Annotated in this window: 12 protein-coding genes and 1 riboswitch; of the genes, 7 read left to right on the forward strand and 5 right to left on the reverse strand. The window is 74.3% G+C overall.

Going from position 1 to position 15,586, the window contains the following annotated elements; genetic code table 11:
• Nucleotides 1-69: 69 nt before the first annotated feature.
• Nucleotides 70-1,509 carry an adenylosuccinate lyase gene (gene purB, locus ACWGKU_RS15835; protein WP_359907812.1) on the forward strand — a complete coding sequence of 480 codons (1,440 nt, stop codon included), beginning with the start codon at nt 70-72 and terminating at the stop codon, nt 1,507-1,509.
• Between the two features lie 7 nt (nt 1,510-1,516).
• On the opposite strand, the gene ACWGKU_RS15840 is transcribed toward purB, so the two are convergent.
• Nucleotides 1,517-3,058 (reverse strand): MFS transporter, encoded by a 1,542-nt coding sequence (locus tag ACWGKU_RS15840; protein ID WP_452178249.1) that lies wholly within the window; start codon nt 3,056-3,058, stop codon nt 1,517-1,519.
• 354 nt (nt 3,059-3,412) lie between these two features.
• Nucleotides 3,413-3,550: riboswitch (cyclic di-AMP (ydaO/yuaA leader) on the forward strand.
• Nucleotides 3,551-3,552: 2 nt separating this feature from the next.
• Between ACWGKU_RS15840 and ACWGKU_RS15845 the strand changes: the two genes are divergently transcribed.
• Together ACWGKU_RS15845 and ACWGKU_RS15850 are read left to right on the forward strand one after the other, a co-directional pair.
• Entirely contained in the window at nt 3,553-4,545 is a 993-nt protein-coding gene (locus ACWGKU_RS15845; RefSeq protein WP_452178250.1) for a M23 family metallopeptidase, read from the forward strand.
• A 387-nt stretch (nt 4,546-4,932) separates the two neighbouring features.
• Nucleotides 4,933-6,483, forward strand: coding sequence for an APC family permease (locus ACWGKU_RS15850; RefSeq protein ID WP_452178251.1), 1,551 nt, complete (start codon nt 4,933-4,935; stop codon nt 6,481-6,483).
• 63 nt (nt 6,484-6,546) lie between these two features.
• Here the strand turns inward: ACWGKU_RS15850 and ACWGKU_RS15855 are convergent, their stop codons facing one another.
• From ACWGKU_RS15855 to ACWGKU_RS15870, 4 genes are all read right to left on the reverse strand, one after another.
• Nucleotides 6,547-7,266: a DUF2470 domain-containing protein gene (locus tag ACWGKU_RS15855; protein ID WP_452178252.1), complete on the reverse strand. Its 720-nt coding sequence runs from the start codon at nt 7,264-7,266 to the stop codon at nt 6,547-6,549.
• A gap of 128 nt (nt 7,267-7,394) precedes the next feature.
• A complete protein-coding gene (locus ACWGKU_RS15860; RefSeq protein WP_359907799.1) occupies nt 7,395-7,823 on the reverse strand; it encodes a RidA family protein in 429 nt (142 codons plus the stop codon).
• Nucleotides 7,824-7,857: 34 nt separating this feature from the next.
• Nucleotides 7,858-8,607, reverse strand: coding sequence for an IclR family transcriptional regulator (locus ACWGKU_RS15865; protein ID WP_359907796.1), 750 nt, complete (start codon nt 8,605-8,607; stop codon nt 7,858-7,860).
• Between the two features lie 31 nt (nt 8,608-8,638).
• Nucleotides 8,639-9,778 carry a sugar kinase gene (locus tag ACWGKU_RS15870; protein ID WP_401048843.1) on the reverse strand — a complete coding sequence of 380 codons (1,140 nt, stop codon included), beginning with the start codon at nt 9,776-9,778 and terminating at the stop codon, nt 8,639-8,641.
• 230 nt (nt 9,779-10,008) lie between these two features.
• Between ACWGKU_RS15870 and ACWGKU_RS15875 the strand changes: the two genes are divergently transcribed.
• The 4 genes from ACWGKU_RS15875 (at nt 10,009) to ACWGKU_RS15890 (ending at nt 15,538) form a co-directional block, all read left to right on the forward strand.
• Complete coding sequence (locus ACWGKU_RS15875) at nt 10,009-11,310, forward strand: amino acid deaminase (protein ID WP_452178253.1); 1,302 nt, start codon at nt 10,009-10,011, stop codon at nt 11,308-11,310.
• Nucleotides 11,310-12,956, forward strand: a complete 1,647-nt coding sequence (locus ACWGKU_RS15880; protein WP_452178254.1) for an N-acyl-D-amino-acid deacylase family protein — start codon at nt 11,310-11,312, stop codon at nt 12,954-12,956. The genes ACWGKU_RS15875 and ACWGKU_RS15880 overlap by 1 nt, the downstream gene beginning before the upstream one ends.
• Nucleotides 12,953-13,681 (forward strand): bifunctional 4-hydroxy-2-oxoglutarate aldolase/2-dehydro-3-deoxy-phosphogluconate aldolase, encoded by a 729-nt coding sequence (locus tag ACWGKU_RS15885; RefSeq protein ID WP_452178255.1) that lies wholly within the window; start codon nt 12,953-12,955, stop codon nt 13,679-13,681. The genes ACWGKU_RS15880 and ACWGKU_RS15885 overlap by 4 nt, the downstream gene beginning before the upstream one ends.
• A 252-nt stretch (nt 13,682-13,933) precedes the next feature.
• Complete coding sequence (locus ACWGKU_RS15890; protein WP_452178256.1) at nt 13,934-15,538, forward strand: alpha-amylase family glycosyl hydrolase; 1,605 nt, start codon at nt 13,934-13,936, stop codon at nt 15,536-15,538.
• The last annotated feature ends 48 nt before the right edge of the window (nt 15,539-15,586 follow it).

Consider the following 15,586-nt stretch of genomic DNA (forward strand, 5'->3'; position numbering starts at 1 on the left):
TCTGAAAGGCGCTCAATTGACCCAGCCTACCCCGGCCGCCGACGTTCGGCGTGACCTCGGCTGTTACTCTTGCGAAGCGTGAGCGCGAAGCCCCAGATCCCCAATGTCCTGGCCTCCCGGTACGCCTCGGCGACCCTGGCCCAGCTGTGGTCCCCCGAGCACAAGGTGGTCCTCGAGCGCCACCTGTGGCTCGCCGTCCTGAAGGCCCAGCAGGACCTCGGCGTCGAGGTGCCGGCCACCGCCGTCGCCGACTACGAGCGGGTGATCGACCAGGTCGACCTCGGCTCGATCGCCGCCCGTGAGCGGGTCACCCGCCACGACGTCAAGGCCCGGATCGAGGAGTTCAGCGACCTCGCCGGGCACGAGCAGATCCACAAGGGAATGACCTCCCGGGACCTGACCGAGAACGTCGAGCAGCTCCAGATCCGCCAGTCCCTGGAGCACGTGCGCGACCGCACGGTGGCCGTCCTGGTGCGTCTGGCCAAGCTGTCCGCCCAGCACTCCGAGCTGGTCATGGCCGGCCGCTCGCACAACGTGGCCGCGCAGGCCACCACCCTGGGCAAGCGGTTCGCATCGATCACCGACGAGCTGCTGGTCGCCTTCCGCCGCCTGGAGGAGCTGATCGCCCGCTACCCGCTGCGCGGGATCAAGGGCCCGGTCGGCACCGCCCAGGACATGCTGGACCTGCTCGGCGGCGACACCGACAAGCTGGCCGAGCTGGAGCGCCGGGTCGCCGGGCACCTCGGCTTCGAGAACGTGCTGACCAGCGTCGGCCAGGTCTACCCGCGCTCGCTGGACTTCGAGGTGCTCACCGCCCTCGTCCAGCTGGCCGCCGCGCCGTCCAGCCTGGCCAAGACCATCCGCCTGATGGCCGGCCACGAGCTGGTCACGGAGGGCTTCAAGGAGGGCCAGGTCGGCTCCTCCGCGATGCCCCACAAGATGAACACCCGCTCCTGCGAGCGCGTCAACGGCCTGGCCGTCATCCTGCGCGGCTACGCCTCGATGACCGGCGAGCTGGCCGGCGACCAGTGGAACGAGGGCGACGTCTCCTGCTCGGTGGTGCGCCGGGTCGCGCTGCCGGACGCGTTCTTCGCCTTCGACGGCCTGCTGGAGACCTTCCTGACCGTCCTCGACGAGTTCGGCGCCTTCCCCGCCGTGATCGAGGCCGAGCTGGACCGCTACCTGCCGTTCCTCGCCACCACGAAGGTGCTGATGGGCGCGGTGCGCGCGGGCGTCGGCCGGGAGACCGGGCACGAGGTCATCAAGGAGCACGCCGTCGCCTCCGCGCTGGCGATGCGTGCGGGCGCCCGGGAGAACGAGCTGCTGGACCGGCTGGCCGCCGACGAGCGGATCCCGCTGGACCGGGCCGCGCTGGACGCGCTGCTGGCCGACCGGCTGTCCTTCACCGGCGCGGCCGGTGCCCAGGTCGCCGAGGTCGTCCGCCAGGTGGAGGCCGTCGCGGCCGCCTACCCGGAGGCCGCCAAGTACGCGCCGGCCGACATCCTTTGACGCTCGGTCAGTTCAGAGTCGAGGGCCCTGCCGCCGGACCGGTGGCGGGGTCCTCGCGCGTCGTGGGGACGTGGCCGGGGTCGAGCGGCGGGGCGGTCGGTCCGCACGGCCAGTCGCAGTTCGGCTCGGCCACCGGCTGCTCCTCGGGGGCGAGCACATTGCCCCGTACGGTCGCGGAGGCGATCAGCCCGCCGGCCACCAGGAGGCCCGCGCAGATCAGCATCGCGGTGTGGAAGGCGGAGTCGACCGCGGCGGGCACCCGGTAGGCGTCGCCGCTCAGCCCGGCCAGCGCCGGCAGGGCGGCCACCGCGAGCAGGCCGGCCGCGCGGGCGGCGGCGTTGTTGACCCCGCTGGCGATGCCGGCGTGCCGGACCTCGACGGCGGCCAGCACGGTCGCCGTCAGCGGCGCGACCAGCAGCGTCATCCCGCAGCCCATCACCGTGACGGCGGGCAGCACGTCCACCCAGTACGAGGAGTCGGGGCCGATGCGCAGCATCAGCAGCACCCCGGCGGCGCACAGCAGGGGGCCGACGGTCAGCGGGACGCGCGGGCCGATCCGTTTGCCGAGGCGCCCGGCGCGCGCGGACAGCGCCAGCATCAGCACGGTGATCGGCACCAGGGCGAAGCCCGAGACCAGCGGCGAGAACCCGGACACGATCTGGAGCTGCACCACCAGCAGGAAGAAGACGCCGCTGAACGCCGCGTACACGCACAGGGTGACCAGGTTCACCGCGGTGAACAGCCGGGAGGAGAACAGCCCGAGCGGCAGCATCGGTTCGGGCGCCCGGCGCTCGACGGCCACGAAGGCGACGCCGAGCACCACCCCGATCACCCCGCTGACCCAGACCGCCGGGGACAGGCCCTCGCCCGCCGCGGTCAGCGCGTAGGTGATCGCGCCGAGCGCGAGGGCGGCGAGCACGGCGCCGAGCACGTCGAAGCGGCCGGTGGCGGCCTCGTCCCGGGTCTCCGGCACCGACCGGGTGGTCACCGCGATCACGGCGGCGGCGAGCGGCAGGTTCAACAGGAAGATCCAGCGCCAGCCGGGGCCGTCCACCAGCCAGCCGCCGAGGAAGGGGCCGATCGCGGCGGACACCCCGCCGAGGCCGGACCAGAGCCCGACCGCGGCCGAGCGGTCGTCGGGGTGGAAGACGGCCTGGAGCATGGCGAGCGAGCCGGGGGTGAGCAGCGCCCCGCCGATGCCCTGGACGGCGCGGGCGGCGATCAGCACGTGGATGTTCGGCGCCGCGGCGCAGGCCGCGGAGGCGATGGCGAACCAGACCACGCCGATCAGGAAGACCTTGCGCCGCCCGTACCGGTCGCCGAGCGCGCCGCCGAGCAGGATCAGGCCCGCCAGGGTGAGCAGATAGGCGTTCAGAGTCCATTGCAGGGACGCCAGGGAGGCGCCGAGGTCGGCGCCGATCCGGGGCAGGGCGACGTTCACCACGGTGCCGTCGAGCATCGCCATGCTGGAGCCGAGCACGGTCGCCAGTAGTACCCAGCGACCCTGCGCGGTGCCCAGGCGCAGGGTGCCGGCCTCGGAGGTGGCCACGGGCGAATCCTGCGCTGCCGGGGCGCACGTGACAAGGGTCACCGGTGGGTGTGTTGACGGTCGGCGGTGCGTGAACGGGTGGCTGCGGTCCGTCGCCGATCTCGGCGCAGGGTCGTGGATCAGTGGCGGGGGGTGAATGGGTTGTGTACGCACCGTGGGGTCCGGTCTGCGGAGGGTCACCGGAACGGGGGAGATGGTTGCCCTTTCAAGAGATCGACATTGCTTCACCCGAACGGATGGGTTTTAGTTCAGCGACCGCCCGGCCAGTCCGGACGGATCCACCGGGTGGAACGCCGAGTCCTGCCGCTGCCCGGTGGTTCGAAACGAACTCTGTACGGCAGGAGCGGGGGACCCACAGGTAAGTCGCCGGACCGGAGTTCGCGCCTCAGGGCGCGGGCGTCCAGGACCGGCTAGGGGTGAAGCCGCGCATGCGGCCGGGCAACTCCAGCCCGAACCCGACAGCTCACCTCGCAGGCGTCGGAGAGGAAAATTCCATGCCTGCTCAGGCTCGTCGTATCGCCCTGCCCCGCGCCGCCCGTATCGGCATCGCGACCGCCGTCACCGGTGTCTCCTTCGCCCTCCCGCTCGTCACCGCGGTGAGCGCCCAGGCCCACACCGTTGCGGCCGCCCCGGCCGCGCAGGCCGCCGCCTCCACGGACGCCAAGTCGGTCGCGCCGGCCGCTGCCCCGGCCACCCCGGCCGCGCAGGAGAGCTACCGCGTCGTCAGCGGCGACACCCTGTCCAAGATCGCCGACGCCAAGAACGTCGAGGGCGGCTGGCACGCGCTGTACGAGCAGAACCGCTCGGTCGTCGGTGCCAACCCGAACCTGATCTTCCCGGGCCAGCAGCTCGCGCTGTCGGGCCACGCCGCCGCGCCGGCCGCCGACGCCGCCCCGGCCAAGCCGGCCGCCCCGGCGAAGCCCGCCCAGCCGGCCGCTCCGGCGACCCAGGCCGCCAAGCCGCAGGCCCAGGTCCAGGTGAAGACCGAGGCCGCCAAGCCCTCCGCCCAGCTCCAGACCCAGCTGCAGGTCGCCGCTCCGGCCGCGGTCGTGACCGCCACTCCGGTCGCCGCCGCCACCTCCGGCTTCGTCGCCCCGCTGGCCAACCCGAAGCTCGGCACCGCCTACGGCGTGGCCGGCTCGATGTGGGCCTCCGGCCACCACACCGGCCAGGACTTCGTCGCCTCCACCGGCACCCCGCTGCGCGCCGTCGCCAACGGCGTCGTGGTCAAGGCCGGCAACGGCGGCGCCTACGGCAACGAGGTCGAGATCAAGCTCGCCGACGGCCACTACGCCGAGTACGCGCACCTCTCCTCGATCGGCGTGAGGATCGGTCAGGCCGTCACCGTCGGCCAGCAGATCGGCCTCTCCGGCGCCACCGGCAACGTGACGGGCCCGCACCTGCACTTCGAGATCCGCAACGGCTCGGAGTACGGCTCGGACATCAACCCGGTCGCCTACCTGCGCGCGCACGGCGTCGCGCTCTGACCCGGGGCCGCTGAGCCCCGAGGGTTTTCGGAACCACCGCTGCTGCGGGGCGAATCGATCCTCCGGGATGGTCATGTCGGGTGACCGCTCGACCGGGTGATCGCCGCACGGCGGACATGGGCGCGGGACACGCCCAGGCCGGCCCGGCCGTACGAGGACCTCCTCGTGCAGCCGGGCCGGCCGCTGCCGTTTCCGGGCCCGTCCGGTCGTGCCCCGGCCGTCCGGCGGGTTCCGGAGCGTCGTTCGACCGGTCGAACGTGGCGTCAACTCGACTGCTCCGGCGGGCCGTCGGCCCGATCGCTGGGCTGCTCCGGCGCGCCATGCTGTCGGACGGTCAGCGTCCGGCCGGTCCGGCGGTCGGGCGGGTCCGGGAGGCGAGGAGGCCGGATGGCGGTCCGGAGCGGGGACGTGGCGGGGGAGAGGGCCGGGCGGGAGCGGCCGGGGACGGGCGGCGTCGACCGGCTGAAGGCGGACTCGGTCGGCCTGGTCGGCGTGGTGTTCATGGCACTCGCCACCGCCGCCCCGATCACCGCGATGACGGGCAACCTGCCGATCATCGTCGGGCAGGGCAACGGCGTCGGCGCGCCCGCCGCGTACATCGTGGCGACCGTGGTGCTGACGGTGTTCTCGGTCGGGTACGTGGCGATGGCCCGGCACATCACCGCGGCCGGCGCGTTCTACGGCTACGTCTCGCACGGGCTGGGCCGGGTGGTCGGGATGGCCTCGGGGCTGCTCGCGGTGCTGGCGTACGTCGTCACCGAGGCCTCGGCCCTCGGCTTCTTCGCGTACTCGCTGCGCGGACTGGTCCGTTCGCAGCTGGGGGTGGACCTGGGCTGGGGCTGGTACGCGCTGTTCGGGGCGACGGTGATCGGGGTGATGGCCTGGTTCGACCTGCACCTGACGGCCAAGGTGCTCGGGGTCGCGCTGGTGCTGGAGATCGGGGTGCTGGGGGCGGTCTCGTTCGCGGTGCTGTTCTCCGGCGGCGGGCCGGACGGGATCGTGGTCGAGGCCGTGAACCCGCTGAACGCGCTGAGGGGGGTGGGGGGTTCGGGCGCGGCGGCGGCCGGGCTCGGCCTGTTCTTCGCGTTCTGGTCCTGGGTGGGATTCGAGTCCACCGCGATGTACGGCGAGGAGTCCCGCGACCCCAAGCGGGTGGTGCCGCGGGCGACGCTGGTGTCGGTGATCGGTGTCGGGCTGCTCTACGTCTTCGTGTCCTGGATGATCGTGTCCGGCAACGGCGTCGGGCGGGCGGTCGCGGTGGCGAGCGGCGCCGTGCCGGGCAAGGACGGCAACAGCCTGTTCTTCGACCCGCTCGGCGCGCACCTGGGGGCCTGGGCGGTGAAGGTGTTCCAATGGCTGGTCGTCACCGGCTCGTTCGCCTGCGCGATGGCCTTCCACCAGTGCGCGGCCCGGTACCTGTACGCGATCGGCCGGGAGGGGCTGCTGCACCCGGCGCTCGGCCGCACCCATGCGCGGCACGGTTCGCCGCACGTCGCCTCGGTGGTGCAGTCGGTGATCGCGGTGGGGCTGGTGGCGGGGTTCCTGGCGGCCGGGATGGACCCGTACGTGCACCTGTACACGCTGCTGGCGCTGCTCGGGACGATGGCGATCCTGGTCGTGCAGACGCTCTGCTCCTTCGCCGTGGTCGGGTACTTCCACGTGCGGGGGCGGCACCCGGAGACCGCGCACTGGTTCCGGACGCTGGCCGCACCGCTGGTGGGCGGGGTGGCGATGGCCGGGGTGGTGGTGCTGCTGGTGCTCAACAAGGACGCCGCGGCCGGGGCGGCGGCGCACACGCTGCTGTTCCGGCTGATCCCGTACCTGGTGATCGGGGTGTTCGCGGGCGGGGTCGGGCTGGCGCTGGCGGTGCGCCGTTGGCGGCCGGAGCTGTACGCGCGGATCGGGCGGGTGGTGCTGGAGGACGCGGTCGAGCGGTGACCGGGCGGGTGGTGCTGGGGCGCGGTCGAGGGGTGACCGGCCGGCGCTCGCGGTGCGCCGGGTTCAGCGCCGGTGGACCGGCAGGCCGTACTGGGCGGCGGCCAGCAGCGCGTGCATCCGGTGGCCGAAGTCCTCGGTGTCCCGGGCCGGTTCGGGGAAGACCAGGCGGACGTCGCGGTGGCCGTGCGGGTGGTCCAGGCGCAGCACCAGGCCGTAGCGGTCCAGGGCGAGCGGGCGGACCTCGGGGTCGTGGGTGAGCACGGCCGGGTCGAGCAGCCGGGTCAGGACGTCGAGCGCCTCGGCGTGGTCGTCGGCGAAGTGGGTGAGCAGCGCGGCCTCGTGCCGGGCCAGCGGGTCGGGGCCGGCGAGCGCGAGGTCGGCGGCGGTGATCGCGCCGGTGCCGTACGGGGTGGCGAGGACGGCGTGGGCGACGTCCACCCGCAGGTGCACGCCGAGGCCGTCGTCGGCGAGGTGGGCCAGGTGGAGCCGGCCGGCCAGGGTGAGGCGGGCGCGGACCCGGTCGCGGACGGCGACGGGGGCGATGTCGGTGACGTCGAGGACGACGGCGAGACCGTCGGCGGCGCCGATGACGGCCGTGGTGAGCGGGTCGTCCAGGGCGGTGCGCAGGCGCAGCCGGGAGCCGTGCACGGAGACCGGGGTGTTCAGGTGGTGGTGCTCGCCGAGGGCGCGGACGGTGAGTGAGGAGGTCGTGCCGAGCAGGCTGTGGATCCGTTCGGCGGTGGTGGGCTCGGGGACCTCGGTGTCGCCGGTGGGCAGGCTCATGGACGGACCTCCAGTTAGTTAGGTGAGCCTAACCTAATGTGCGGATGGGGGTGTGGCAAGCAGGCCGCCGGACGGGCGAAGGGCCCGGACGCGACTGCGGCGTCCGGGCCCTTCGGTGCGGCGGTGCGTCAGCCGACGACGGCCTGGGCGTCGATCTCGACCAGCATCGGCTCCTGCGGCAGCTCGACGAAGACGGTGGTGCGGCACGGCTTCACGCCGCCGGGCTTGATGTTCTCGTCGATGAACTCGGCGTAGACCTCGTTCATCAGCGGGAAGTCGGCGCGCTTGGTCAGGTAGACGCGGAACATCACCACGTCCTCGACGGTGGCGCCGCCGGCCTCGACGATGGCCTTGACGTTCTCCAGGGTGCGGCGGGTCTGCGCCTTCACGTCGCCGTGGTGCAGGTACTCGCCGGTGGCCGGGTCCTGCGGGCCCTGGCCGGAGACCTGGAGGATCGGACCCTTGCGGACGCCCTGGGAGAACATCCAGGCGGGAGCGGGGGCGCCGTCGGTGCGGATCTCGGTCTTCTCGCCGTTCCGGAGGTGCTCGGAGGTCATGGGATTCGGATTCCTTAACTGTGTCGACGGTTCGTCAGTTGTGGTCGGGGCGGCCGCAGTCGGCCGAGACGGCGCGGGTGGTGGCGAGCAGCTGCGGGAGCAGGTCCAGCACCTGCTCGTACGGCAGGACGACGTCCGGAACGGAGATCGAGGCGGCGGCCACCACCCGGCCGCTGGCGTCCCGGACGGGCGCGGCCACGCAGTTGATGAAGGCCTCGTGCTCGGCGTGGTCCTGCGCCCAGCCCTGGGCGGCGACCTTCTCCAGCTCGGCGAGCAGGGCCTCGGGGGTGGTCAGGGTACGCGCGGTGTGCGGGGTGAAGTCGATCCCGGCCACCACCCGGCGCCGCTCGGGCAGCGGCAGGTCGGCGAGCAGCACCTTGGAGACGGCGGCGCTGTGCAGGGCGGCGCGCAGGCCGATCCGGGAGTACATCCGCACCGGGTGGCGGGAGTCGAACTTGTCGATGTAGACCACCTCGCCGCCCTCGTAGGCGGCCAGGTGCACGGTCTGGCCGGTGGCGGCGTTCAGCTCGGCCAGGTGCGGGGCGGCGATCCGGCGCACGCCGCGCTGCTCCAGGGCCAGGCCGGAGAGTGCGAAGAGGCCGGCGCCCAGGTGGTAGCGGTAGCTCGCGTCGCGATAGACGAATCGTTCCTCTTCGAGGCTCTGGAGCAGTCGGAGGACGGTCGTCTTGTGGACGCCGAGCACCTCGGCGAGCTGGTCGAGGGAACGCTCGCCCTCGCCGAGCTCGGCGAGGATGCGCAGGGCGCGGGTGACGGTCTGACTCATCGTGCTCCGCTTCGAGGGCCGGGGTTCCCGCTCATTGTGCCCGGGCCCGGTCGGCGGACGGTGGCGGTCCGGCGGACGGTGTGCGGTCGGCGGGGCGCGCGCCGTCGGTGGGCAGGGCCGGGCCGGTGATGCCCTCCGCGGTGACCCGGGTGGCGGCCCACTGGGCGGGGGAGGCGTCGAGCAGCGCGGCCACCACGGCGGCGTCCGGCAGCTCGGCCTGGTCGCCGTGGGCGGTCAGCGCGCAGGCGGCGCTCAGGTGGCCGAGCCGCAGCCGGCGCCGCTGGTCCAGGCCCCGGACGGTGCCGGCCAGGTAGCCGGCCGCGAAGGCGTCGCCCGCGCCGGTCGCCTCGACCACCTCGACCGCGAGGGCCGGCTCGGTGACCGCCGTGCCGTCCCGTTCCAGGGCGGTCACCTGGCGGGCGGCGTCCTTGACCACGAGGGTGGCCGGGGCGGGGAAGCGGCGGCGCAGGGCGGCCGGGTCGCCGGTGCCGAAGGCGGCCTCGGCCTCGTCGGCGCCGAGCAGCAGCAGGTCGGCGGCGTTCAGCAGCGGCGGCAGCACGGCCGGGTCGCGCTCGCGCCAGAGCGAGGGGCGCCAGTTGAGGTCGAAGCTGACCAGGCGGTGCGGGCGGCGGTCGGCGAGCAGGGCGCGCAGCAGGGCGAGGCAGTCGTCGGAGAGCGCGGCGGTGATCCCGGACAGGTGGAGCAGCCGGGCGCCGGCCAGCAGGGCGGCGGCGGCCGGGTCGGCGAGCAGGTCGGGGGAGAGCGCGGCGGCCGCGGAGCCGCGCCGGTGGTAGTGCAGCCTGCTGCGGCCGGGCCCGAGGTCGTGGTGGTCGCCGGTGCTTCCGCCGACCTCCTTGAGGTAGAGGCCGGTCGGGCGGTGCGGGTCGACCGCGACCGCCGAGACGTCCACGCCGCGGGCGGCCACCTCGGCGAGCAGCCGGCGGCCGAAGCCGTCGTCGCCGACCCGGCTGATCCAGGCGGTCGGCACGCCGTGGGCGGCCAGTGCGCCCGCCACGTTGGACTCCGCTCCGCCGACCGAGAGCCGGAAGCTCTCCACCGACTCCAGCGGGCCCGGGCGGTCCGGCAGCAGGACGGCCATCGACTCGCCCACGCACACGGCCGTCGGGGGAGGACCGGGGCGGGTCGGGCCCTGGGTGTCCTGTCGCGGCATGTGCGGGGCTCCTCGTCTGCGGCCGTTCCGTCGAGAGCGGGCCCACCGGGCCGACTCCGCTGCGTGTGAGCGTGTGAGTGCCGCGTCGTCCGAGAGCGCTCACGTGAGCCGACCCCGTTGACCGGGAGTCGGGTCCGTTGACCTTGATCCGGCGCCGATGCTAGAACCGTGTTGCCAGCATGTGCAACCCTCGTTGCGCATGTTGCAACCTGTGCGGATGGAGGAACACGGTGGAGCAGACCTTCGCAAGCAGTGTCACCGGACCGGGCATCGCCCGTGGCGCGGTGGCCGCCCTGGCCGACGAACCGCTCGACTGGCGGTTCAAGGCCGCTCCACCGCAGTCGTGGGGCCGCAGCACCCGGGAATGGCTCGTCACCGGCCCCACCCTCTCCTCGCTCGGCACCCCGATGCTCACCCTCGACGGCGCCGCCGTCGACCACAACGTCCGCACCATGGCCGACTGGTGCGCCAAGGCGGGCGTCGCGCTCGCCCCGCACGGCAAGACCACCATGGCGCCCGCCCTCTGGCAGGCGCAGCTCGACGCCGGCAGCCACGGCATCACCCTCGCCAACCTGCCCCAGGTGCGGGTCGCCCGGGCCTTCGGGGTGCAGCGCATCCTGCTCGCCAACACCCTGCTCGACCCGGCCAGCCTCGCCTGGCTCGCCGACGAACTCGCCGCCGACCCGGACTTCGCCTTCCTGTCCTGGGTCGACTCCACCGAGAGCGTCCGGCTGATGGACGAGGCGCTGCGCGCCGCCGGCGCCGAGCGGCCGGTCGAGGTGCTGGTCGAGCTCGGCGGCCCCGGCGGACGGACCGGCGCCCGCGGCGTGGACGCCGCCGTCGAGGTCGCCGCCGCCGTGCTGCGCGCCCCCACCCTGCGCCTGGCGGGCGTCGGCGGGTACGAGGGCGCGATCGCGCACGACGCCTCGGCCGAGGGACTCGCCGCCGTCCGCCGCTACCTGCGGGAGCTGGGCGACCTGCACGGCCGGCTGGCGAGCGCCTACCCGGACGGCACCCGGCCGGTGGTCTCGGCCGGCGGCAGCGCCTACTTCGACCTGGTGGTCGAGGAGCTGGCGGACCTGCCGGAGGCGTTCACGGTGCTGCGCTCGGGCGCGTACATCGCCCACGACGACGGCTTCTACCGCGGCATCTCGCCGCTCGCCCGGGACGGTGGGCGGACGCCGTTCCGCGGTGCGCTGCACGGCTGGGCCCGGGTGGTGTCCCGGCCCGAGCCGCAGCTCGCGCTGCTGGACGCCGGCAAGCGCGACCTGCCCTTCGACGAGGGCCTGCCCGAGCCGCAACGGGTGCGCGGCGGAGTGGAGTTGGCCGGAACGGCGGCGCGGATCACCGCGCTCAACGACCAGCACGCCTTCCTGCGCGACGCGGGCGACCTCGCGCCGATCGGCGCGGTGCTGCGGCTGGGCGTCTCGCACCCGTGCACCGCCTTCGACAAGTGGACGGCGATCCCGGTGCTGGACTCCGCGGACGCGGCCGAGCCGAAGGTCACCGGCCTGGTCAGGACGTTCTTCTGATGCCCGGGGAGAGAACGGCCGCCAGGGGTGGGCGGGACGGCGGCGGCGCGACGGTCTTCCGGGGCGCCACCGTGGTGGACGGCACCGGCGCGGAGCGCTACCGGGCCGACGTCCGGATCGCCGACGGTCTGATCACCGAGATCGGCGAGGGCCTCGACGCGCCCGACCAGGTCGACGCCGACGGCCTGGTGCTGGCCCCCGGCTTCATCGACATGCACGCCCACTCCGACCTCGCCCTGCTGCTCGAACCCGAGCACCCGGCCAAGGTCACCCAGGGCGTCACCTGCGAGGTCCTCGGCCAGGACGGCCTGTCCTACGCCCCGGTGGACGACGTCACGCTGCCCGCGCTGCGCCGCCAGACAGCGGGCTGGAACGGCGATCCGGACGGCTTCGACTGGGACTGGCGGGACGTCGCCGGCTACCTGGACCGGATCGACCGCACCGGAACGGCCGTCAACGCCTGCTACCTCGTCCCGCACGGAACGCTGCGGATGCTCGCCATGGGCTGGGCCGACCGTCCGCCCACCCCGGGCGAACTCGACCGGATGCGGCAGGTGCTGGCGAAGAGCCTGCTGGACGGCGCTGTCGGCATGTCCAGCGGCCTCAGCTACACCCCCGGGATGTACGCCGACACCGCCGAGCTGATCGAGCTGTGCACCGTCGTCGCGGCCTACGGCGGCTTCCACGCCCCGCACCAACGCTCCTACGGCGCCGGGGCGTTGGAGGGCTACGCGGAGATGGTGGAGATCGCCCGGCGGAGCGGCTGCGCGCTGCACCTGACCCACGCCACGATGAACTTCGGGGTCAACCGGGGCCGGGCCGGCGAGCTGCTGGAGCTTCTCGACCGGGCGCTCGCCGACGGCGTCGACCTCACCCTGGACAGCTACCCCTACCTGCCCGGATCCACCACCCTGGCCGCCCTGCTGCCGAGTTGGGCCACCGAGGGCGGCCCGGCCGCGACGCTGGCACGGCTCGCCGACCCCGCGCAGTGCGCGAGGATCCGGTACGAGGTGGAGGAGAAGGGCAGCGACGGCTGCCACGGCGTGGTCACCGACTGGACGACGATCCAGATCTCCGGCGTCCGCTCGGCCGCGCTCGACGGCGCGGTCGGCCGCACCGTCGCGGAACTGGCCGAGGAGGAGGAACGGACCGGCACCGAGGTGTTCCTGGACCTGCTGCGCCGGGACGAACTCTCCACCACGATCCTCCAGCACGTCGGGCACGAGGAGAACGTCCGGGCCATCATGCGCCACCCCGCCCACACCGTCGGCAGCGACGGACTGCTGGTCGGGGCCCGGCCGCACCCGCGGGCCTGGGGCACCTTCCCCCGCTACCTCGGCCACTACAGCCGGGAGTTGGGCGTGCTGACGCTGGAGGAGACGATCGCCCGGATGACCGGCCGCCCGGCAGCCCGGCTGGGGCTGGACCGGCGCGGCCGGATCGCCCCCGGCCACCACGCCGACCTGGTGCTCCTCGACCCCGGGAAGGTCCGGGACGCCGCCACCTTCGAGCGCCCCCGGCTGCCCGCCGAGGGCATCGAGTACGTGTACGTCAACGGCACCGCCGTCGTCCGGCAGGGTCGCACCACCGGCGCCCGCCCCGGGCGCGCCCTGCGCCGCACCGATCGAGGAACCCTGGCCATATGACCGAGCTCTCCGCCCCGACCGATCTCCCGGCCCCGGCCGGTCCGTCCGAGACGGGTCCGTCCGCGACCGCCGATCTCTCCGCGACCGGTTCCGCCGCCGCTACCGGCTGCTCCTTCCTGCGCGACGAACCGGTGATCGCGGTGGTCCGCGCACCCCGGATCCCGGACGCCGCCGCGCTCTGCGCCGCCCTCGCCGAGGGAGGCATCAACCTCACCGAATTCACCTGCACCACACCGGATGTGACGGACCATCTACTGAAGGCTTCGAAGGCCGGCTGGCGGGTCGGCCTCGGGACGGTGCTGACCGCGGAGCAGGCCCGGCGCGGGGTCGAGGCGGGGGCGGCCTTCCTGGTCACCCCCGGCTGCCGGCCCGAGGTCGCCGAGGCGGCGGCCGCCGCCGGGGTGCCGGTGGTGCTCGGGGCGCTCACCCCGACCGAGGTCGCGCACGCGGTGGACCTCGGCGCCGCCGCCGTCAAGATCTTCCCGGCCCGGGCCTTCGGCCCCGGCTACTTCAAGGACCTGCGCGGCCCCTACCCCGACGTGCCGCTGGTGGCCTCCGGCGGGGTGAACGCGGGCAACGCCGCCGCGTTCCTGGCGCACGGCGCGCTCGCGGTCTGCGCGGGGACGGACGTGGTGCCGCCGGACGTGGTCGCTGCGGGGGACTGGGCGGAGATCACCCGGCGGGCCCGGGCGTTCATGTCGGCCTGCGCGGCGGCGGCCTCGTAGGGGGCGCCGTCGCCGCGGGGCCCGTGAAGAAGGCAGTGCGGGTCCCGTGAAGAAGGCGGCGCGGGTCCCGTGAAGAAGGCGGCGCGGGTGCGGGCCCCGTGAAGAAGGCGGTGACGGGGCGAGGCGGGCTGTCGGGACGGCCGGGATTGGACGAGAATCGGGGGCACCCGGCTCGGCCCCGGCCGAGCCCGTCCCGGCTCAGCCCCGCCCGGTCAGCCCCGGGCCCCCGGACCCCGGCAGGAGGAACCCCCCATGACCTCGACCCGCCCCGGCCCCGACTGGCTCGCCGACGCCGTGCTGTACCAGATCTACCCGCAGAGCTTCGCCGACTCCGACGGCGACGGCATCGGCGACTTCGCCGGCATCGCCGGGCACCTGGACCACCTCGCCTGGCTCGGCATCGACACCGTCTGGCTCAACCCCTGCTTCGCCTCGCCGTTCCGCGACGCCGGGTACGACGTCACCGACTACCTCGCCCCCGCCCCGCGCTACGGCGGCACCGATGACCTGGTGGCCCTGGTCGAGGCCGCCCGCCGCAGGGGAGTCCGGGTCCTGCTGGACTTGGTGGCCGGGCACACCTCCGACCGCCACCCCTGGTTCCTGGCGTCCGCCGAGGACCCGTCCGACCACCGCTACATCTGGTCCGACCGCCCGGTGGACGGTTTCGTGGCCTCGCCCGGCAGCCGCCCCGGCTGGTACCGGCCGAACTTCTTCGACTGTCAGCCGGCGCTCAACTTCGGCTATGCGCGCAGCAGTTCGGAGGAGCCCTGGCGGCAGGCGGTGGACGCGGACGGCCCGCGCGCCAACCGGGCGGCGCTGCGCGCGATCATGGCGCACTGGCTCGGCCTCGGGGTGTCCGGCTTCCGGGTGGACATGGCGTACTCGCTGGTCAAGGACGACCCGGGCAAGGTGGAGACCGCCAAGCTCTGGACCGAGCTGCGCGACTGGCTGGACCGCGGCCACCCCGAGGCCGCCCTGCTCGCCGAGTGGGGCGACCCGGCCGCCGCCGTCGCGGCGGGCTTCCATGCGGACTTCTTCCTGCACTTCGGCGGGGAGGACCACGGCCTGCCGCTGCGCTCGCTCTGGAACAACAACGGCGGGACGGTCGAGGAGTTCTGGCACCAGGAGGCCTGCTACTTCGAGGCCGAGGGCCGCGGCACCCCGCAGCCCTTCCTGGACGCCTGGCGCTCGGCGGCCGAACTCACCGAGGGCGGCGGGCACATCGTGCTGCCCACCGCCAACCACGACTTCTCCCGCCTGGCCACCGGCCCGCGCGGCGCGGAGCAACTCGCCCCGGCCTTCGCCTTCCTGCTCACCTGGCCCACCCTCCCGGCCGTCTACTACGGCGACGAGATCGGTATGCGCTACCTGCCGGGCCTGCCCGACACCGAGGGCAGCGTGCTCGGCCCGCGGTTCAACCGGGCCGGCTCGCGCACCCCGATGCAGTGGACGCCCGGCCCGACCGCGGGCTTCTCCAGCGCCCCGCCCGAGCGGCTGTACCTGCCGGTGGACCCGGACCCGCACCGCCCGGACGTGCTCTCCCAGCGCGCCGACCCGACCTCGCTGCTGCACACCGTGCGGCGGCTGATCGCACTGCGCCGGGCGCACCCGGGGCTGGGTGCGGCCGGTGGGCTGGAGGTCCGCCACGCCGGCTACCCGCTGGTGTACACCCGGGCCGGGCGGTACCTGGTGGCGGTCAACCCGGGCCGGGAGCCGGCGTCCGTACGGCTGCCGGGTCTGCCGGAGGGTGACCGGTGGGCGCGGGGTGTCCGGCCGCTGGAGGTGCAGGGCGTGCGGCTGGTGGACGGGGAGCTGCGGGCGGACGGGTTCTCGTACGGGGTGTTCGAGCTGGGCTGACGGTCGCCCCGGGCAGGGCCTGGCCGCCGGTCGGTCGCCGGCCGGGCT

The organism is Kitasatospora sp. NPDC054768, assembly GCF_053612025.1.